The following is a 19,447-nucleotide window of genomic DNA, read 5'->3' on the forward strand; positions in this document are numbered from 1 at the left end:
CGCGAGAAGAACGTCCCGTCTTCACGCGCGAGGAGAATATGATGACGTTGAAAACTGCTCTGTTACTTGCTGCCGTTTCCGGCGGTGCACTGGTCACGAGCGGGACCGCGTTTGCACAGCAAGCTGCCGCCGATACGGAAGCGGTCGATAACAGCAGCAGCGATGATATTGTCGTGACCGGTACACGTGCCGCGGGACGCTCCAAGCTTGATAGTGCCTCGCCAGTGGACGTGGTGACGGCCCAAGAGCTTAAACAGCAAGGCACGACAGAACTGGCAACGGCACTTGCGAGCTCGGTTCCCTCGATTTCCTTCCCGCGCCCTGCCGCAAACGACGGCACCGACGCGATCCGCCCAGCGATCTTGCGCGGGATGAGCCCTGACCAGACGCTTGTGCTTATAAACGGAGTGCGGGCTCATACTTCGGCCTCTCTCAACGTCAACGGGGTGGTCGGGCGCGGTTCCGCGGCGGTGGATCTCAACACGATTCCATCCACTGCGCTCAGTTCCATAGAGGTGCTGCGAGACGGCGCTTCTGCACAATACGGCTCGGATGCCATCGCCGGCGTCGTGAACTTGCGCCTTCGCGAAGCCGATCACGGCGGCGGCAGCACGGTGACTTACGGTCTCTACGATACGCAGGTGGACACCGCGCGGGACAGCCGCCACGTCATTGGTGAAAGTATTGTCACTGCAGCGGGATGGCAGGGCATCAAGCTTGGGCAAGATGGCTTCCTGACGGTGTCGGGCGAATATACCCACCGCAATCCAACCAGCCGCGGCGACGTCGACCCGCGCCTGGCCATCCCGGTCGTGGACAACCGCTTCGGCGATCCAAAGGTCGACAGCTACTCCGTCTACGTCAACTCGGCTAAGCCGCTTAGCGAGACCTGGGAAATCTACGCCTTCGGTGGCTATCAGTACCGTGACACCAGTTCGGCCGCGTTCCCGCGCCTGACACAAGGCACCACGGGAGCGGGGGCTTACGGCCTTGAAGGGTTCCTTCCAAAGATCAACACTCATTCCAAAGACTTGACAGTGACCGGCGGGCTGCGCGGCGAAATCGCTGGCTGGAAAGCCGACTTCAACGCCAGCTATGGCCGCAACCGCATCGATTACTGGACGCGCGATTCCGCGAATTATACCTACGGCGCGGATAGTCCGACCGACTTCTACGACGGTGCGTCGATCTATGACCAATGGGTCGCTGGGGTAGACTTTTCCAGGAAATTTGATGTCTTCAAGTCGCTAAACGTGGCATGGGGCGCAGAGGGGCGCCGCGAAAGCTACCAGATAAAGGCCGGCGAACCCGCTTCTTATGGCTATGGCACGGCCTTTCCCAGCGCAACACCTGGCGCACAGGGCTTCCCCGGATTCGGGCCGCAGAACGTGGTTGATAGGCACCGTCAGAACGGTTCCGTCTATCTAGACCTCGAAGCTCAAGTCACCGATAAGCTCTTGATCGGATTAGCGGGTCGCGGGGAGGACTATTCGGATTTCGGCACGACCGGAACCGGCAAGCTCTCAGTGCGATATGACATTGCTCCCGCGTTCGCTATTCGCGGCACGGCCTCGACCGGCTTCCGTGCTCCCAGTCTCATCCAGCAGTATTATACGTCTATCACTACGGTCGTGCAGAACGGTAATCCGCTCAGCACAGGAACCTACCCTTCCACTTCTTCCCAAGCCGTATCGCTGGGGGGTCAACCGCTGGAACCAGAAAAGTCCACCAACCTGTCGGCCGGTTTCGTTGTGCGTGCCGGCGGCTTCTCGCTCACCGTGGACGGCTACCGCATCCACGTTCGCAACCAGATCGGGCTTTCGGAAAATATCCCGGTCACCGGTATCGAGAGCGTGTCCGCTGCCCGCTTTTTCCTCAACGGACTGGCCACGACCACCAAAGGTGTTGACGCGGTCGCAAGCTACAAGGTGCTTACAGACGCCGCAGGCACTTTCGATTTCACGGTTGCGGGCAACCTCAACAACATCAAAGTCACCAAGGTCCCCACCAGCGAGCTGTCGACCCTGTTTGCTCGTAGCCGGATCCTGACGATCGAAGACGGCACCCCTGGTGAAAAGGTGTCAGGCACGCTCGTCTGGACTGGCAACAATCTCGGGGCGACGGCGCGCGTCACATATTACGGCGATGTGCTGCAACCCGGCACTGTGGCCACGAGCGATCTTAATACCGGAAAGCGTGCAGTCACCGATCTGGAAGTACGCTATCAGCCCCATGCTTCTGCTTTAGATCTGGCAGTTGGTGCTAGCAACCTCTTCGACGTATATCCCCGACAAACTCCGGCAGCTCTCAACAGTACGGGCGTGACCGCATTCCCGTACTACTCGCCGTTTGGCTTCAATGGGCGTTACCTCTATATTCGGGCCGGCCTAAACTGGTAGATCATTATTCCAAATGGGAAGACCGGAGGATTCTAAGATCTCCGGTCTTCTCTGTTTCGATCTCGTTCAAATCGGCGACAGCAGACTTTCCGCGGCGCGAACCGTCGGACTCTTGGCTTTATGATCCGCTCTGTCAGCGGATGGACGGCGCGCCATTCTAAGATATGTATTCCATTGCTGGGTCCGGGTTTTTCCCGATAGCGCCGCCCGACTTGGCGTAGCATCCTTGGAAGACTCGAATCGGCTCCGCAGAACCGGTGCACACCATCGGATTTGTGTCGCTGGGAGTTTTGCGTGACGCCAATCCGCGCGGAACTCCCAAACCTTTCAAAGAACCCATCTCCGATATCCGGCGGCTCGCTACGTTGCCAGCTTGGAGCTTATCAATCTCGATCAAGCCCAGGCCCTCGAAAGCCCAGCGGAACAGCAAAAAACCCCGGAACCGAAACCAAATCAATGGACACGGTGTTGTGGCTTGACCCCCATGGAGTGAGCTTTATGCCAAAAGCAACGTTCGAGAACGTCGATGGTGATGACGTTGAGATCGACAGCGATGATGTCGTGCATCTTGCGGCCGGTGAGGAACCGGAAGTGACGATAATCGAACTCGAAAATGGAGACCAGATTGAGGTGGTTGCGACCGAACTCGAGGTTGCTGCTGAGCTCGGTCTCAATCCGTTGGAGTATGTAGATGTTGAAGACGATGATGAATCGATCGAAGGCATGGTCGAAGACGAAGGCCTAGATAACGAAGAATGAGACTATGCGGCGGCTAATTTTAGCCGCCGCACAATTCTTGATTTCCCGACCTGCAAGTATCATTCTATTTTTGAACAGACTCGGGCTCATCTTGCGATGCTCGCGCGGGGTGAGCCTTGCCGCTGGCCGACATCGTCAGGCGAATTGAATATTCCCATCTACAGCCTTAACTTAAACCGCGGTGGCATTCTCGCAGGGAGAAAAGCATTGTAGACCGGATGTGAACAATGATCATCCCGCCTATTGCTAATTTTTTCGATAACCGCCAGCACTCCTGCCTAGAACCGCCAGTTCAGTCCGCTTCGTTGCGGCGATCCGCAAACAATCTCGGCGTTTTCTTCGAAATCCACCGGGCACGTAAGTCCATATATTTGGGGGTCCGGGGACATGCTCGAAAAATGCCTTAAGTATTTTAATATCGAGCGAAGCCGCCTCTTGCAAAAGATTGACCTGCTGCAAACAGCGCCGTCTTCTGACCCGGCAGAAGCTCAGAAATTGAACCTGTTAGCCCGGATCACCGAAGAGCAGATAATCAAATGGTCACTCGATCTCGGCGGCGATGACAGCGAACAACAAGCAGCCCGACAAAGCAGGGAATAGCCCAACAGGAAGGGGAGGGCACCACAACCTGGCGACGTCCGCGATTCGCGGTTACCGCTTACACCCGCTGGATTGCTCCGCCTCGGCTGCCATTAACCGATCGCTTGATAGCGTTCGCGAAACTTTCGGAACTCATCGATACAGCCGATGTTGTGGTGAATGAATGGGCGCGGGCCCAAACAATGTCCCTTTTTGGGAACGCCGGAGCTTGGCACATGACAGGATCGAACGATACTCGCGGGAAAGCCAATGCGAACCGCCCCGATCAACAATCCGTTGACGACCAGCGCCATGACCAAGGCCCCCCGGGATCTGTAAATGACTCGTCCCTGCCATCGCCCGAAAGGATCCAAGAGCTGCTGTTTGAAGCAGCGCGAATCGGACGGGACGATATGATCACCCCCCTGATCGACGCAGGTGCGGATCTGGAAGCCCACGATATCAAAGGCCATACGGCGCTGGTACTCGCAACGTACAATGGTCACGAGAGCACAACCGGATTGCTCCTCGAGCTGGGCGCGGTGGCCGATGGTGACACGGTGAGCGGGAGCCCGTTAATGGGAGTGTGTTTTAAGGGCCACCTCAGGATTGCGAAAAAACTCATTGATGCAGGAGCTGATGCCAACCAGCGCAATTCCGCCGGTCAAACGCCACTGATGATGGCATCACTTTTTGGTCACCGCGATATTATCGATTTGCTTGTTTCCAACGGCGCGGATCTGCGAGCGATTGACGCTGCGGGAAACGATGCTGTCAGCTTAGCCCGGGCCCAAGGCAACGAAGAGATGGCGTCCTGGCTCTTGGAACTCGGACCTTAGGGAGGTTTCGGAGCGTCCTGCGACTTCGCGATATGAAGCGAACCATGCACAACCAATTACGATGGCCTACGAATGCCCCGGCGATGATGACCTGAGTCTCTTGTCGAAAGAGGCTTTCCGCTGAACACAGCGATGCGTATTCATGATAAGCCGCCAGGTGGGCCACATCTTCCCGAAGACTGCGGCGAAACCGGCGGTGCTCCCATTTCTTAAAGCTCGAAGCGGCCTCGGGAGAGATCGCTCACGTCGGGTGAAAGGCCGAACAGATGATGCTCTTTGCATCGCCTGGTTTCGGCGACGGCGAGGTCAACCTTAATCGCCCGGTTGAGGGGGGAGATGCCCGATCCCGGACATAAGGGCGCACACCCCTAGTTGCAGTGAACGAGCCACAAGTCGTCGCGGCGTACATCGGCAATCCATCCACCGAGCCATCTCATGGCTTCCACCATAAGAAGGCCACTATGAAAATTCTTAAATAACCTCTTGTACTTGCGGCAATAGCTGGCGGCCCGGCATAGCCGCTACGGCCGACGCACACCCTCGCGATCACCAGCGCTACGAAGGGCGACGCGACCAATATCATGATTATCGCCGCTATGATCGCCCGCGGTATTGGAGCGGCCACCGCTATCGCTGAAACGATCGACGCTGCTGAACCGAATGGCGCCACCACCACAAGTTCCATGTCTGCCGCTAAACCTGGGGATGCGAAGGATTAGGGCAAAGAGGCTTTTTCTACTCTAGTTCCAGCGATGCTCGAAGCATTTCTGAGCAGCGATCGCGCGTTCTCTAGATCGCGCGGCCGTAGTGGGAAATAATGCGTTGCGTGAGGTGCGCGCCCGTCACGCGTTTTGTGACACGCGTGACAGTGCAATGCAATTACGGCATCTAGCTAGCTAGGCCGACGGACGTGCCGTTGGCGGTTATGCTGGCGTTATGCCTCCTTTATGAGGCGGTAGAAGTAGTAATCCGTGCCGTCACGCCCGTGCTCGACAAGTATTCGGGTATCGATGCGAAGTTTCAGCTTACGGAAAGTTTGGAATATCACATCCCTGTCATGCTGGATCGTGTGAGGGGCGTTCGCCTTGGGGTGTCTCAACAGTCGCCTCAGGGATCGCCTGAAATCGAGCAAATATCTTGTCACGAAACGCCGCAAGCCTTTTGGCCCGTTAAGCAGCAAGTCTCGGGTTGGAACCTGGTGGCGGATGCCCACGATCAGGTAGCGCTTTGAAACGCGGCGCAATTCGCCCAGGACTTCCTCAAGACCGCGAGCGTCGACCCAGTTGAGGAAACGACTGCTGAGTGCGCAGTCGTAAGTGTCATCATCATCCGGAATGGCGCGGATATCTCCGAGTTGGAGCGTGCAGTCCGTCCAGCCCGCTTCGCCGTTTCCGTGCAGTTCTTCCAATTCGTCGACTTCTTCCAGCTTGGCGCGCGCGGCTTTCAGCATGTCGGGAGAAATGTCGCGTCCAACTATGGTCATGCCGCGCTTGCGGTAGAGCTTGAGAAAGCGCCCGGTTCCAACCGGCATGTCAAGCACGGTGGAGCCGGCAGTGACGACCCGCAGAAGTTCGTCAACCGCGCTGTCTTCTCCAAGCCACTTCGTGGTCGGCGCGCGGCGGGCATCATATCCTGTTGCTGCCGCGCCCGTGTATGCGGTGCTTAATGTCTGAAAATCCATCAATTGATCTCCTGTTGAAGCATCCTGTCTTGCAGGAAACCTGCAACTTGCTCTGCCGCATCCGCAAGGTCCGCCTCGCCGTCCACTTCGAGCACGGGGACATCACGGCGCGTCATGATGTCAGATGCAAGATCGAAGGCTTCTGCGGCGTTTACGGTGGCGGCATGAAGCTCGCTCGGGCTTAGATCGATGTGGGCATTGATCCTTCGGTCCCTACTGCGGAGGCGTTCCACAATCACGTCGGGCCGCGCCGCGACCACTACGACCGCTCCGGGCTTTGGCACCGAAGAAAAATACGCCTCTCTCAGCGGGCGGTCACAGGCCCATCCCTTTTGAACAAGGGCGTCCTGTTGGAGAATTTGTACGGCAGGAGGAAGACGGTTCCAAAGGTGCAGGTCGCGCAGATGTTCCAACATGATCGGTAGCCTGGAGAATCGGGAGAACGCATCTCCAAACCCTGTCCGGGCCAATTCGATGCAGCACTCCAGGAAGGCGCTTTGATCGTGCAAAGTCTGCCGGAATGAAACTTCCGAAGCAGTTATCGCCAGTCGCCGGGCGTATACGTCCCCTATTCGTGGGAGCCGGAAGGCTGATCGATAGGAGATACGGCGCAATGGACTAACGCGATCCAGGTTTGCCATCGCCGCCAGAAGCCTGCCTTCCTGTACCGTGCGAAAGACTCGCTGCCGCCCCAATCGAGCATGCACCGCTTGATAGATAGCTGACTTCCCAACTCCCGGAGGACCGACGAATTCGACTTGCCGCTCGGATCCGGGAAAGACCGAGGATATCGCCATGGGCGGCACTGCATTGGGAATGGATAGGTGCTTCACCTTCACATCCTTGAGCCAGGAGGTTTAGAGCTTGGCTGCGCCAAGGCTTCGAAACAGGCGCGCTTCCGCAAGCGCCACCTTTTCAACCAAAAAGGTAGAGAATAAAAATTCGCGGTCAATCTATCCAGAATGGGTAGGAGATAGCGTGCGCGATTGCCGTTAGTCTGCGCGTCTGGGTACTGATTTATGGTAAGAAGTCGTTAAGGGAAAGGCGGTGCCATCTCTTAGCTATGTTATTGTAATTAATGCCATATCGAGTAAATAAGCCCTGACGATTGAGTTGATCCGGCTAGCTTGGAACGTCGGCGATAGCTCGGAACAGCGAATGATCAAAGCATCTGGCACGCTACAAGGCTGTTCATCTCGTTACATCCAAGCGTTCTCGACTGAAGGTTGTTTTAGAGGCTGGATAAGGCTCCGCCGAGTATATCTACGACAGCCTCTACTGTGCCCGTGGCCAAGCCGAAAACCTCATCAAACTGCACAAGACGCAACTCGCCAGCGATCGCACCTCGTGCCGCTCGGCCAACGCAAACCAAATGCGGCTCATCCTGCACACCGCCGCGTTCTGGATCATGTGGCGCATCCGGCGGGCCATCCCAAGGGCCTCCGCTCTTGCCACCGCCGAGTTCGCCACCTTGCGCCTGCGGCTCCTCAAGGTCGCCGCCCGCGTCATCGAAACCGCCACCCGCATTCGTGTCGCCTTCGCTTCCGCCTGTCCCGACGCCGCCGTGTTCCAGGCCATGGCCGCCGCGCTCAGGATAACCCCGACTTAGCTTGGGCGGCCATGCCGCAGAACGCTCAACCCCGCCCTTCAACCCAGCAAACCTCTCGATCCCACGCGATGAAAAAGACGCTACGATCCCGCTCGACCTGATTACGTGGAAAATCCGCAAGCAGGTGCGCGCTCGGGAATGCAGGCGCTTTATGAATAGGACGGGCTAGTGAAGTTCGCCAAATGACGCGCCGAGCAGTCTGTGCACATCCCGACAGACCTTCCTTACCACGCCTTAGTTCCAAACAATTGCTGCCCAGATTTTCGCAGACAGCCCGGGATTGGGTAACTCAATGATTCGGCGTTGAATCACCAGCCTGAAGTAAATCAAGCATAAACGTGAAAAACCTTAAAAGGTCTTCCTCGTCTTGAGGCCATTGAGAAAAACCTGCGGTTGATAAGGTCATGAAAACATGCTCGATGCGAGGAGCCGGGACGGCTGAAAAAAGTTGCACTGAAGAATTGAGATTTTTCTGCATCTGTTTAACATACACCGCAAATCGACGCCGCTCGCCATTACAATGCTGTCATTGAGAGCTATCGGCATCCCTTACGCGAAAAATAAAATCATCCCTCAAAATAGATATGAGATGAATGAAAGTTCATCATTTTGACGTGTATTTAATTAGCGCTCCGCGAATATGGTGATTGGACTTAGCATAAATTTAACTATCTGTGTCTAAATTGGTCGTCGAAGGGCGGAGAATTGGCGCAGTGACAATGCGAGCTAAATTGTCGGTGAGGGATGCACGGAAAGCCCTGCGACACCGAGTCGATTTTCAGACGGTTGGAACCAATCGCCGGCTGGGCGACATGGCCTTGCATATTATTAATCTTTCAGCGCAAGGCTTCATGAACGAGGGCACGATTGCTCTTGAGCTCGGCGAACGTGTTGAGCTTCTCCTTCCGTTCATTGGCCGGATCGATGCCCATTTAGTCTGGCAACATGGACACCAGGCGGGATTTCAGTTCGAGAGAGTAATCCGAGAGAAAGACTTGAATCAACTGCTTGCGGATATCGCAGAGCGACCGCAAGCCATTTGATGGATCGATGAACTTTAGACAGGATCGACTAGACTTCTTCGGGGCCCGTGCGATGAGTTACAAATGGTGTCTATGGCGGATCGACATGTGGTCAGCCGCTTTGGACGTTTGCACAATCCGTTGATCATCTTCAGGCCGTATATCGCGGCAATCGGCAGCATTTCACAGTGCAGATCTTATCGACAGGGTGCGAAGCGTGGAAGGGCTGCACTAGGGTGCAACATTTTTGCGTCTGCTCAAGTGCAAAAATTGTTGTTGTGTATCGCGGCGCCATTGTTACAAACCTTTGCAATAAAAATGAGACACTAGAGGGTCGCACCTCAACATAAACGCAATATCCATCGATCGCGGCCTTATACTTGGCGGTGACAGCGGAGCGCGTTCAAACACTCATTGATAGATATTCATGGGGGAGGCCACCAACATAAATGGCCTCAGGAAATGAGGCTCAGCAACAGGGCTTCTTAATGAAATCTTTTCGTAACCGGCTGACCGGCAGCGCCAGTGTGCTTGCCGCCGCCATGGCGTTCGCGCTCCCGGCACTAGCACAGGACAACACGGCTGCCCCCGACGAGCCATTGGGTGAGATCGTCGTGTCCAGCTCCCGCATTGATGCCTCCGGCTTCGACGCGCCTACGCCGACACTGCATCTCGGCGCCGACGATCTTTCGGTCGGCCAGCGCGCCAACGTTGCTGCGGCGCTGAACGACATGCCGCAGTTTCGCGCAACCACCTCGCCCCAGACGACCGGCACGAATACAGGCGCTGGACAAGCACCGGTCGATCTTCGCGGACTCGGCGTGAACCGCACGCTCGTGCTCATGAATGGTCGCCGCTTCTCTAGCGAAAACGACTTGAATACTGTGCCATCGATCATGCTGAAGGGCGTCGACGTTGTCACCGGCGGCGCTTCGGCGGCCTGGGGTTCGGGCGCAGTGGCTGGTGTCGTCAATCTCCAGACTGACAGCAAGTACACCGGCGCTACATTGGGAGCCTCTGCCGGCCTGTCGCGCTACAATGACGATTTCGAATATCGCTTCGAAGGCAAGGCGGGGGTATCCTTTGGAGACGGTCGCGGCCACTTCGTGGTAGGCGGCGAATTCTACGACAGTGAAGGCGTGGTGCCCAAGGTCAGCCGCCCGAACGTGGGCCGCTGGGCGGTCTTCAACGGAACGATGACGCCGGATGTTGGCTATGCGAACATGGCCTACGGCGGCCTCATCACGTCGGGCGCGCTGAGGGGGCAAGCCTTCAATTCGAACGGATCGCTGCGTCCTTATGACTATGGCAATGCCGTCTCGGGGAGCTATTCGGCCGGCGGCGAGGGTCCTTCGAACGACGACCTGAGCCCACTTGTCACACCGCAGCGCCGCTATTCGGGCATGGCCAGCCTCAGCTATGAAGTCAGCCCCGCACTGACTGTTACGGCTGAACTGCGGCACTCGCGCATGTACAACAACTACACCTGGTTCGGTGATAACGTGCAGGGTTCGGCAAGCTCTGGCGTCTATATCAGTGCAGAAAACGCATTCCTGTCGCAGGGCATCAAGGACACCTTGGCAAGCGCAGGCCAGACCGGTTTTTACATGGGCCGCTTCAACAACGACCTGTCCTTCTCTCGCATCGATTTTGAGCGCAAGACTACGCAGGGTACGCTCGCGGTTGATGGGACTTTCGGCGGAGATTGGCGCTACAGCGCTTACTACAGCCACGGTGAGTACCAGAACAACATCGACACCCCCGGTTTCCTGCTTACGCAAAATTTCGCGAACGCTGTTGATGCTGTTATCGATCCGGCCAGTGGCGCTGCCGTGTGCCGCGTGGCCCTGACCAATGCAAACTCCGGCTGCGCACCGCTTAACCTGTTCGGAGAAGGCTCCCCCTCACAGGATGCCATCGATTACGTCACCGGCACCCCTTCGATGCGCGCGAAGTCCAAGCTTGATGTCGGCGGCATCAGCCTTCGCGGCGAGCCGTTCCAACTTCCTGCGGGCCCAGTCTCGATCGCTATTGGCGCCGAAGCGCGCAAGGAATCGATTCGGCAGACCGTGAGCGACCTCGATGCCGCTGGCGCCTATCGAACGTTCAGCTTCTCACCGTTATCTGGCAGCTTCAACGTGAAGGAAGCCTTCGCTGAAGTTTTGGTTCCGCTGGTCCACGACACCCCGCTTCTGCGCCGGTTTGACTTCAACGGCGCAGTCCGCCTGTCGGACTATAATACCTCTGGCTCAATCTGGTCGTGGAAGCTGGGCGCAACGAACGAATTCTTTCCAGGCTTCCGTGGCCGCATCACGCGTTCGCGAGACATCCGCTCGGCCAATCTTTCGGAACTCTTCACGCAGTCGACGACGGGCTACAATAATATCGTAAACCCCTGGAACGGGCAAACCGAATACGTACTCAGCAACGGTGGCGGCAATCCGGATCTCGATCCGGAGAAGGCCGATACCTGGACCTTCGGGGCGACCTGGAACCCGCCCTCGATCCCCCGCCTAAATCTCTCGCTCGATTACTTCGACATCACTATCGACGACGTGATCACCACAATCTCGGCTCAAGATCTGGTGACGCGGTGCTACAACGGCAATAACGAACTGTGCGGCCGCGTTGAGCGCAACGCAGCTGGGCAAATCACCCGCACCGTGTCAAGTTACGTCAATCTGTCGAACTACAAGACCAACGGTATCGATGCCCAGGTTGATTACGTCCTACCGCTTGACCAAGTCTTCGGCTCTGGCAAGGGACAGGTCCGGCTCGGTCTCGTCGGTACCTGGATCGACAGTCTGACTACCAACGACGGTGTCTCGCAGATCGAATATGTCCGTTCGCAGGGCTATTCCTTCGGTCTCGGCGTGCCCAAGTGGCGTGTAAATGCCACGGTTGGTTATGAGAGCCAGGCCCTGTCGGGTCTCGTGCGCGCTCGCTATATCTCGCCCGGCGAGTACAACTCGACGCTGGCGATCTCGAACAACCACATCAAAGCCTATACCTACTTCGATGCGCAGATGAAGGTGAGGATCAAGAATGATACCGGCCCGCAGCTCGAGCTTTATGCCAATGTCAACAATCTCTTCGACAAAGATCCGCCAGTCGGCTCGCTCTACTCGCCTTACTATGACGTGGTGGGACGCTACGTGACGATCGGCGCCCGCGTCGCGCTGTAAGGCTTGTGGTATCACTTCGGCGCGGTCCGCGAAGGACCGCGCCGATCCTTCCTGTCATTTCCCCAATTTCCCATGAGGACCGCCTGATGAAATCACCTGCCGCGCTCCATCGCCTTTCCGCAGGTTCCGCTTGTGCATTGGCGCTGCTGGCCCTGGTTGGCACCCCCGCCTACGCCGATGCCGAAAAGCCCGCCGCTATAGACATCGAGGACGTTCCCGCAATTCCCGATTCTGTGGTCTCTGCGACCCGCCCCTACCTGGAATCCCGCCGTGCCGATTTCCTCGGTTGGAATACCACCGACCGCTCTATGCTGGTCAAGACTCGATTCGGTGCGACTAACCAGCTTCACGTCGTGAAGGCGCCGGGCGGCGCGCGGACCCAGATCAGCTTCGGCAAGGAACCAGTGTTGGCCTCCTCGATGTCGCCTGCGAAGGACCACCTCACGGTGGTCATGCAGGATAGCGGAGGGGATGAATTCTATCAGCTTTATCGTCTCGCGGATGGGCGGCTCGAGCGCATAACTGATGGGAAGAGCCGGAACTGGCTCGGTGCCTGGAGCGCGGATGGCAAAACGATGGGCTACACCTCCACACGCCGCAACGGTACCGACATGGACCTCTATGTCATCGATCCGCGGGAGCCGAAGAGCGACCGCCTCGTTGCGCAGGTTAGCGGCGGTGGCTTCACCTTTGCCGCTTTTGCGCCCGACGGCAGAACCGCGCTGGCCGTCAATCGCCTGTCGATCAACAAATCCGTGGTCTACAAAGTGGAGCTTGCCTCGGGCAAGCTCAACGCGCTGACCGATGCCAAGGCAGAAGCCTCGTTTATCGACCCGCAATACGCCGCTGACGGCACCATCTGGGTGCTGAGCGATGCTGGCGGAAGCGATTTCACGCAGCTCGGCAAGCTCGATTCCAAGAGCGGCAAATTCACGCCGATTACCCGGGAAAAGTGGGACGTCAGCGACTACGCGCTGGCCGGAGATGGTAGCTTTATCGCCTATGCGACAAACGAGGCGGGCGTAAGCGTACTTCATGTGATGGACATGCCCGGCGGCACAATCCGAAAGGTCACAGGGCTGCCGACGGGGGTCATCCCCTGGGCGATCGGCCCTGCCATTCAGATCGCGCCTTGGGGAGCCATTGGCTTCAGCCTGTCCTCCGCCAAAGTCCCGGGCGATGCCTTTTCAGTCGACCCCAAGACATTGGCGGTTACCCGCTGGACCGCAAGCGAGACAGGCGGGCTTGACGCAGCAAAAAATGTAGAGCCCGAACTCGTCACCATCAAGAGCTTCGACGGCGAGACCGTGACCGGCTTCCTTTACCGTCCCGATCAAGCCAAATTCCCCGGCAAGCGCCCGCTACTGCTCGACATCCATGGGGGGCCCGAAGGGCAGACCCGCCCTGATTTCCTTGGAGCGGAAAACTATTACCTGAACGAACTGGGCATCGCACTGTTCTTTCCTAATGTTCGGGGCTCCTCGGGCTTCGGCAAGCGTTTCGTTAATCTCGACAATGGTCCCTTCAAGCGGGAGGATTCGGTCAAGGACATCGGAGCCTTCCTCGATCACTTCGCAAAAGACGGCACGCTCGATGCCGGCCGCTTCTCAGTGACAGGCGTCAGCTATGGCGGATACATGTGCTATGCCTCCTCGACACACTTCTCCGACAAGCTGAAAAGTGCGAGCTGCTATGTCGGAATATCAAACTTCGTGACGTTCCTTGAGAACACCCAGAGCTATCGGCGTGACTTGCGTCGACCGGAATATGGGGACGAGCGCGATCCCAAGCAGCGTACCAAGCTAATGGAGATCTCGCCGCTCACCAGCATCTCGAAAATCCACATCCCGCTGTTCATTGCGACAGGCGGCAACGATCCGCGCGTTCCCGCCTCCGAAGGCCAGCAGATTGCCAAGGCTCTGCGGGCGGCAGGTAATCCCACCTGGTACCTAAATGCCACCAACGAAGGGCACGGGTTCCACAAGAAGGAAAACGAGGAATATTACTTCCAGGCCAGCGTGGAATTTTGGAAGCGTACACTGCTTTCGGAAGGGCAGTAGGATGCGAAGCGGGCGCCTGATCGCCGTGATCCTCCTGGCCGCCTCAGTGCTGCCGGCAGTGGACCCCGGCTTTGCCCGCGCGCCGTCGACGCCGCCCGCTTCGGCCCCCACTGTTGCTGCAGCCGGATCGCAGGTGTCGGTGGCAGTGGACCATCACCTTCATGTTCATTCTCCCGCGATCCTCGCGTTCCTGCCGGGCTACTGCTCCAGTCCCGGCAGGATTGGCAAGTGTCCTGAAGCGTTTACCCGGGCCTATGGAATGGCCGAACTCATCGCGCAGATGGACAAAGCCGGAATTCGGCGGGGTCTTATCATGTCCACGGCTTACCTTGCGGAAAGCCCGATGATGGTGCCGGAGAATCCGGATCACGCCAATATCTTGCACGCGGCGAATGCATGGACTGTGGCCGAAGCCCGAAAGTATCCGGGGCGCTTCGGCGTCTATATCGGCGTGAACCCGATGACCGACACTGCCTTGTCGGAGATCGCGTATTGGGGCGCAGACCCCAATGTGACAGGAGTGAAGATCCATCTCACCAACTCAGGCGTGGATTTGCGCGATCCCGCCCAGGCCCACAAACTAGCGAAGGTATTGCGTGCTGCTGCTCGCTCCCACCTCGCGATCACGATCCACATGCGAACCCGGGCACCGGATTACGGGGCAAGGGACGTAGAATCGTTTGTACGTGTGGTTCTGCCGGCGGCCGGCAATACCCCAGTGCAGATCGCTCACGCTGCGGGGTGGGGGGGGACGGACCCGCAGACGCTTTCTGCCCTTGCTGCCTTCGCCAAGGCGCTCGAGACGCAACCCTTGCTCGCCGAGCATCTGACATTCGATCTCGCCGAAGTTTGGGGGGCCGACACCTCTGACGCCAACCTGGTGGCCATGGCTACCGTGATGCGCCGGATCGGCCTCTCTCATTTCGTGCCAGCCTCAGATTACCCATTCAGCGGCGACCTTGCCCGCTATTACGGGGCGCTCTACCCCCGCCTCCCTTTGACGCCGGCTGAATGGGCTGTGATCCAGTCCAACCAACCCGCTTACGCCCAAGCGGATTATTACAAACAAAGATTGCTCGTTCGATAAGCGTCATCTCTTCAAGACACCGGCTTTGTGCGAGGTATCCCCCAAGATGCAAATGAGTGACCAGTCAAACTTGCAATTGGCTCACCAGCCTTGATGAAGCTGACGATGCAGGTACGCCGCCATCGCTGGCTTGGCCAAGTGTAAACTAGGAGGCGCCCTGCGCACCAGGCCCGCCAATCATAGGACGTTTCAGGATGTTCGCCGCGTTTGCGGAGGTGTTGTTGAATAAAATAGATATGACGAGATATCGGTAAAAGAAAATTCGACTGGATTTACAAGTAAACTATATTAGTTTGGGACGACAGAATTGAACTAAAACCAAAGAGCAATACCGCAATATTTGCGAATAATCCGGCGCAAGCGCTGCCCATACGATAAAGACATCCCCCCGTCCCGGCATTACCCCTGAGTTCCACAAGAGAAAAATATCAGCGGCGTCCCACAGGATTGGCCACCGTGCACTGCTCAGGCGAGCAATAGCCACGGGTATTCACAGCTGCCTTTCTGCCGTGCTGACAGTGTGACCCTGCCGCGGCATCGGTCGCTAAAACCATACTTTATTCGCCCATTCGCAATATATTTCATAGCCCCTGTAAAACGCCTTTTGCCTGTCCGCATAAACAGGGGCTGCATCACGTGAAGGTGCTGCCGGCGGCGGAAAAGGCGCCGCCGGCAGCGGCATTTACCGCAGGTCTGAATTCGATCGGGTCACGTCGCTTGCCGGCACGCCTAATGGCGGTAATGGCTTGGGTATGAGGAGGTGGATAGGGTCCTTTGCGATCTCCTGCTGAAGGAGGGAAACTGCCGCTTCAAGTTGGGCATCCCGGCCTTCGAAAGTCGCATGCGGTCCGTTCTCCACTTCGACGTCCGGGCCTATGCCGTGTCCCTCCACAATCCAGGTACCGTCGGCTGCATATTGCGCGTTCTCGGCCACTCTGACTGCCCCATCGTCGCTCAGCCGGTTGCGATCGGACAACCAGATGCCTGCCCCCGCCGTGCGCTTGCCGATCAGCGGGGCGATGCCGAGCGACTTGATCGCGGCGGCGAAAGTCTCCCCATCGGAGTAGGTCCTCTCGTCGATAAGAACGGCGACTTTGCCACGATAGGCATTCTGCATGTTCGTCGTTGGAACGCCGGTGCCATCGGGCTTGGCCCAGAATGCCCATGGGCGGCGCATCAACATCGAGATGATAAGACTGTCGATATTGCCGCCGTTGTTGTTTCGCACATCGATGATGAGGCCGTCCTTGTCGAGCTGTGCAAAGTAGTCGCGCGCGAAACTGGCGACGTCGTCCGATCCCATGGCGCGAAGATGCAAATACCCGATTTTTCCTCCCGACAGTTTCTGCGCAGCAAGGCGCCTACCTTCAACGAAGTCTTGGTAGCTGGCGGTTACTTCGCCATCAAAGGTCATCGGCTCGACGATAGCGCTCAGCGCACGGGTCCCTCGTGTGACATCAAGGCGAACTTCCTGGCCGGCCTTCGACGCCAGTTCGAGCCGGAGAGCGCTAAGTGAGGCAACGGGTCGGCCGTCGACACGGCGAATCACGTCCCCAACCCGAACATCGACGCCTGGCCGGCTGAGCGGAGGACGTCTGGAAACGAGGTCTGCCTCTGCCCGGAAGATACTGTCCACGCGCAGCCCTCCCGCAACTGCGGTGTAACGCGCGCCCAGAAAAGCCATGGCGCTGTTCTCGTCATCCTTTGGCAAGTCACCGGGGCGCACCTGGCTGTGCAGGATGCCCAGTTGTGAGGCCATCTGGCCGAGGATCGTATTGAGTTCGGCCCGGTGCCCGATGCGGGCCAGAAGAGGTTCCATCCGCGTCCGCACCGCAATCCAGTCGACACCGCGCATGGCCGGATCGTAGGCAAAGTCACGGTGAAGCCGCCAGGCGTCGACGAACATCTGTTTCCACTCCGAGGCGGGATCAACAGTAAGACGCCAGTCGTCCAGCCTAACGGTGTCCGGCTCGGTCTTTTCAGGTAACTTGCTCTTGGCGGGCACCAGCATGAGCGCCGGTTTCTTCGCGGGCCCTGTGACCACCAGGAGAGTTTTGCCATCTGCGGAAATATCGGCACTTTGGACCTTGTCCGCGAAAGTCTCAATTTTTGGATCGCTCTTGTCGATCGCGATCGAGACAAGCTTGTCATCTTTCAGGCTATACAAAAAGTCCTTGGAAGCGAGCAGCATCTCGCTCATCCCCGGCTCGGTCGGAATTTTGTAAAGACGTTCCGATACCCCATCGATTACGATATGCGCAGCCTTCGGTTTCTCGTCCTTCTTTCCGTTATCCCTTTTTTTGTCCTTGTCCGAAGAAGGTTCCTCATCGCTTTCGGGTTCTTCGTCGGGCTTTCGGCTTAGCTCGTTGTCCTCGCGAAAAGGGAACTCCGACGCTGGATCGAGCTGGAGCGCATAGATTTCGCCGCGATTTGGGAATGCCACACCCATGTTGCGATCGCCCCAAGGGCTGCCCGGTGTCGGTTCGAAATTGCGGTCGGACAGGAAATAGAGCCATGCCCCGTCATGGGCGAAGGTAGGCGCATAGTCGTTGTACTTGCCTGAGGTCGCCTTCACGCGCGCACCGCTATTTATATTTTGCAGGAAAATGTCGGTGGTGTTAGCATTGTTGCGGCGAGAGACCTCCGCATAAGCAATGTGCGTTGAATCTGGCGAAAAGACGAGGTTATGAAAGGGCTCGTCATCGCCGGCATCGCTTGTAGCAAGCAGGGTGACGCGGCCGGTGGCGATATCCACCTTTTGCAATCGGGCCTGCTTGTCCCACAAGACTAACGCCTTCCCATCGGGCGAGAGCGCAAAGGACCAAATGTAGGCGTCATAGCCGTGCGTGATCGCGGCGGGTTCTCCTGAACCGTCCGATCGCATGGTGTAGATGTCGCCGCGCTCTCCCTGGTCCAGGACCATGAATACGCGCTCGCCGTTCGGCCCTGCAACCGCCTGCCGGGCGCGAGCCTGCAGCGGCACCGAGAAGTCCACCCGGCGCAACTGTTTGGGCGCACCCAGTGCTACCCGCCCGCGCGCCGTTACAGCCACGCTTTCGCCCGACGGCGATATCCGGGCGCCCTCCAACTGGCTCAAAGGTGCGCCGATCGAACGCAGTCGCGTTTGTTCGCGATCGGTAACAATGTCGATGGAGAGCTTGCGCAGACTATTGTCCCGCAAGGAGAAGACATGAATGTCCGCCCCGTTCTGAAGAAAGATATCTCCTGTATCGAGACTGGCCTGAAGCACGGGGAACGGCATTTCGGCGGAGAGCTTGGTTACACCGCTGCCATCCTCGTTCACTGACCAGACAGCATCGGCGCCGCTCTTGTCCGAAATGAAGTAAACCCGGCCAGCATAAGCCATCGGGAAGCGAATTGGTGCATCGAAGCCCGCCAGCAGCTGGACTGCCTCCACAGCCGTGCCGGTCCGCCAACGCCAAAGTTGTTCCATTCCGCCGCCCCTGTAGAGAACGGCATTGTCACGCGCGCGGGCGGTCAAGCCCCGGCGGCTAAAGAACAGGGTCTGGCCGTCCTGACCGTATGTCGCATCGTTGGCGCGCCAAAGCGGAATAGGGGTGGCTTCTCCGCCAGCTGGATCGACGGTGTAGAGTATTTCCCCTTGACCCGCACCAGTGATGCGAGAGGCGTAAATAACCTTGCCCTCGGGCGTCCAACCTACCGTGCGCAGCATACCTCCCTCAAACGTAAGGCGGCGGGGCGCTCCGCCGCCGATCGGCATGACATAGACGTCCTGGTCACTGTCATAACTGGCAGTGAAAGCTACCAATGTGCCGTTCGGTGAGATATGAACGTCACTTTCCTCGGCAACATGGTTCGTCAGTCGGGTGGCAGTCCCGCCGTTTCGGTTGGTGCGCCAAAGATCGCCTTCGCTGGCAAAAACAAGCACGTCCGCGCGAGCGCTCGGATATTGATAGTAGCCTTGTTCTGCGTAGGCAGCAGAAGACGCCAGAGCGAACAAGCTGGTCGCGATCGCGCGAAAACGATTCATATTAGAGAGCCCCTGGTCGAACACCTGAAGCGATCATGGCCCATCTGGGGAGCGCAGCGCAACCTGCGCGGCGATCATCAGCAGCGAAGTTATATCCGTTTCGGTTGCTGGTCTAAGCGGTATAGAAAGGTCTGCAGCCGGTTCGCAGGATTACCGCGAGTTCTGCCGGGGGTGCTGGTTGCTTATGTACCGCGAGGTCAAGTTCCGGATTTTTG

The 19,447-nt window shown here is 57.7% G+C and carries 12 protein-coding genes and 2 pseudogenes; 10 read left to right on the forward strand and 4 right to left on the reverse strand.

The annotated features are described in order from the left end of the window. Positions 1-38 precede the first annotated feature (38 nt). The 5 genes and pseudogenes from ACZ1J6_RS24185 to ACZ1J6_RS24205 form a co-directional block, all read left to right on the forward strand. Positions 39-2,399: a TonB-dependent receptor plug domain-containing protein gene (locus ACZ1J6_RS24185; protein ID WP_465128821.1), complete on the forward strand. Its 2,361-nt coding sequence runs from the start codon at positions 39-41 to the stop codon at positions 2,397-2,399. 294 nt (positions 2,400-2,693) lie between these two features. Continuing rightward, the gene (locus ACZ1J6_RS24190; protein WP_465128822.1) at positions 2,694-3,158 is read left to right on the forward strand and encodes a hypothetical protein; all 465 of its coding nucleotides are present in this window, start codon (positions 2,694-2,696) and stop codon (positions 3,156-3,158) included. Between the two features lie 387 nt (positions 3,159-3,545). Beyond that, positions 3,546-3,758 (forward strand): hypothetical protein, encoded by a 213-nt coding sequence (locus tag ACZ1J6_RS24195; protein ID WP_465128823.1) that lies wholly within the window; start codon positions 3,546-3,548, stop codon positions 3,756-3,758. Between the two features lie 215 nt (positions 3,759-3,973). Further along, a complete protein-coding gene (locus ACZ1J6_RS24200) occupies positions 3,974-4,576 on the forward strand; it encodes an ankyrin repeat domain-containing protein (RefSeq protein ID WP_465128824.1) in 603 nt (200 codons plus the stop codon). A gap of 737 nt (positions 4,577-5,313) precedes the next feature. Beyond that, positions 5,314-5,394: pseudogene (locus ACZ1J6_RS24205) on the forward strand (DUF2274 domain-containing protein); the annotation flags it as partial. Positions 5,395-5,510: 116 nt separating this feature from the next. Here the strand turns inward: ACZ1J6_RS24205 and ACZ1J6_RS24210 are convergent. Both ACZ1J6_RS24210 and ACZ1J6_RS24215 read right to left on the reverse strand, forming a co-directional pair. Beyond that, the gene (locus tag ACZ1J6_RS24210; RefSeq protein ID WP_465128825.1) at positions 5,511-6,257 is read right to left on the reverse strand and encodes a class I SAM-dependent methyltransferase; all 747 of its coding nucleotides are present in this window, start codon (positions 6,255-6,257) and stop codon (positions 5,511-5,513) included. Continuing rightward, entirely contained in the window at positions 6,257-7,054 is a 798-nt protein-coding gene (locus ACZ1J6_RS24215) for a hypothetical protein (protein WP_465128826.1), read from the reverse strand. Before ACZ1J6_RS24215 ends, ACZ1J6_RS24210 begins: the two co-directional genes overlap by 1 nt. 449 nt (positions 7,055-7,503) lie before the next feature. On the opposite strand from ACZ1J6_RS24215, the pseudogene ACZ1J6_RS24220 reads away from it, so the two are divergent. Beyond that, positions 7,504-7,866, forward strand: a pseudogene (locus ACZ1J6_RS24220) (transposase); the annotation flags it as partial. Positions 7,867-8,155: 289 nt separating this feature from the next. On the opposite strand, the gene ACZ1J6_RS24225 reads toward ACZ1J6_RS24220, so the two are convergent. Further along, positions 8,156-8,344, reverse strand: a complete 189-nt coding sequence (locus tag ACZ1J6_RS24225; protein ID WP_132269420.1) for a hypothetical protein — start codon at positions 8,342-8,344, stop codon at positions 8,156-8,158. A gap of 334 nt (positions 8,345-8,678) precedes the next feature. On the opposite strand from ACZ1J6_RS24225, the gene ACZ1J6_RS24230 reads away from it, so the two are divergent. The 4 genes from ACZ1J6_RS24230 to ACZ1J6_RS24245 all read left to right on the forward strand — a co-directional run bounded on the left by ACZ1J6_RS24230 (position 8,679) and on the right by ACZ1J6_RS24245 (position 15,220). Then, a complete protein-coding gene (locus ACZ1J6_RS24230) occupies positions 8,679-8,909 on the forward strand; it encodes a PilZ domain-containing protein (RefSeq protein ID WP_465128291.1) in 231 nt (76 codons plus the stop codon). Positions 8,910-9,337: 428 nt separating this feature from the next. Further along, positions 9,338-12,073: a TonB-dependent receptor domain-containing protein gene (locus ACZ1J6_RS24235; protein WP_465128292.1), complete on the forward strand. Its 2,736-nt coding sequence runs from the start codon at positions 9,338-9,340 to the stop codon at positions 12,071-12,073. A gap of 86 nt (positions 12,074-12,159) precedes the next feature. Beyond that, positions 12,160-14,133, forward strand: coding sequence for a S9 family peptidase (locus ACZ1J6_RS24240; RefSeq protein ID WP_465128293.1), 1,974 nt, complete (start codon positions 12,160-12,162; stop codon positions 14,131-14,133). A 1-nt stretch (position 14,134) separates the two neighbouring features. Beyond that, entirely contained in the window at positions 14,135-15,220 is a 1,086-nt protein-coding gene (locus ACZ1J6_RS24245) for an amidohydrolase family protein (protein WP_465128294.1), read from the forward strand. Between the two features lie 682 nt (positions 15,221-15,902). On the opposite strand, the gene ACZ1J6_RS24250 is transcribed toward ACZ1J6_RS24245, so the two are convergent. Then, positions 15,903-19,232, reverse strand: coding sequence for a S41 family peptidase (locus ACZ1J6_RS24250; RefSeq protein ID WP_465128295.1), 3,330 nt, complete (start codon positions 19,230-19,232; stop codon positions 15,903-15,905). Positions 19,233-19,447 lie beyond the last annotated feature (215 nt).

The organism is Novosphingobium sp. BL-S-21, from assembly GCF_055521655.1.

Coding starts and splice junctions, on each gene's coding strand:
- ACZ1J6_RS24250 (WP_465128295.1), bottom strand. CDS start 19,232: ATGAATCGTTTTCGCGCGATCGCGACCAGCTTGTTCGCTCTGGCGTCT.
- ACZ1J6_RS24235 (WP_465128292.1), top strand. CDS start 9,338: ATGGCCTCAGGAAATGAGGCTCAGCAACAGGGCTTCTTAATGAAATCT.
- ACZ1J6_RS24200 (WP_465128824.1), top strand. CDS start 3,974: ATGACAGGATCGAACGATACTCGCGGGAAAGCCAATGCGAACCGCCCC.
- ACZ1J6_RS24215 (WP_465128826.1), bottom strand. CDS start 7,054: ATGGCGATATCCTCGGTCTTTCCCGGATCCGAGCGGCAAGTCGAATTC.
- ACZ1J6_RS24195 (WP_465128823.1), top strand. CDS start 3,546: ATGCTCGAAAAATGCCTTAAGTATTTTAATATCGAGCGAAGCCGCCTC.
- ACZ1J6_RS24210 (WP_465128825.1), bottom strand. CDS start 6,257: ATGGATTTTCAGACATTAAGCACCGCATACACGGGCGCGGCAGCAACA.
- ACZ1J6_RS24225 (WP_132269420.1), bottom strand. CDS start 8,344: ATGCAGAAAAATCTCAATTCTTCAGTGCAACTTTTTTCAGCCGTCCCG.
- ACZ1J6_RS24230 (WP_465128291.1), top strand. CDS start 8,679: ATGGCCTTGCATATTATTAATCTTTCAGCGCAAGGCTTCATGAACGAG.
- ACZ1J6_RS24240 (WP_465128293.1), top strand. CDS start 12,160: ATGAAATCACCTGCCGCGCTCCATCGCCTTTCCGCAGGTTCCGCTTGT.
- ACZ1J6_RS24185 (WP_465128821.1), top strand. CDS start 39: ATGATGACGTTGAAAACTGCTCTGTTACTTGCTGCCGTTTCCGGCGGT.
- ACZ1J6_RS24245 (WP_465128294.1), top strand. CDS start 14,135: ATGCGAAGCGGGCGCCTGATCGCCGTGATCCTCCTGGCCGCCTCAGTG.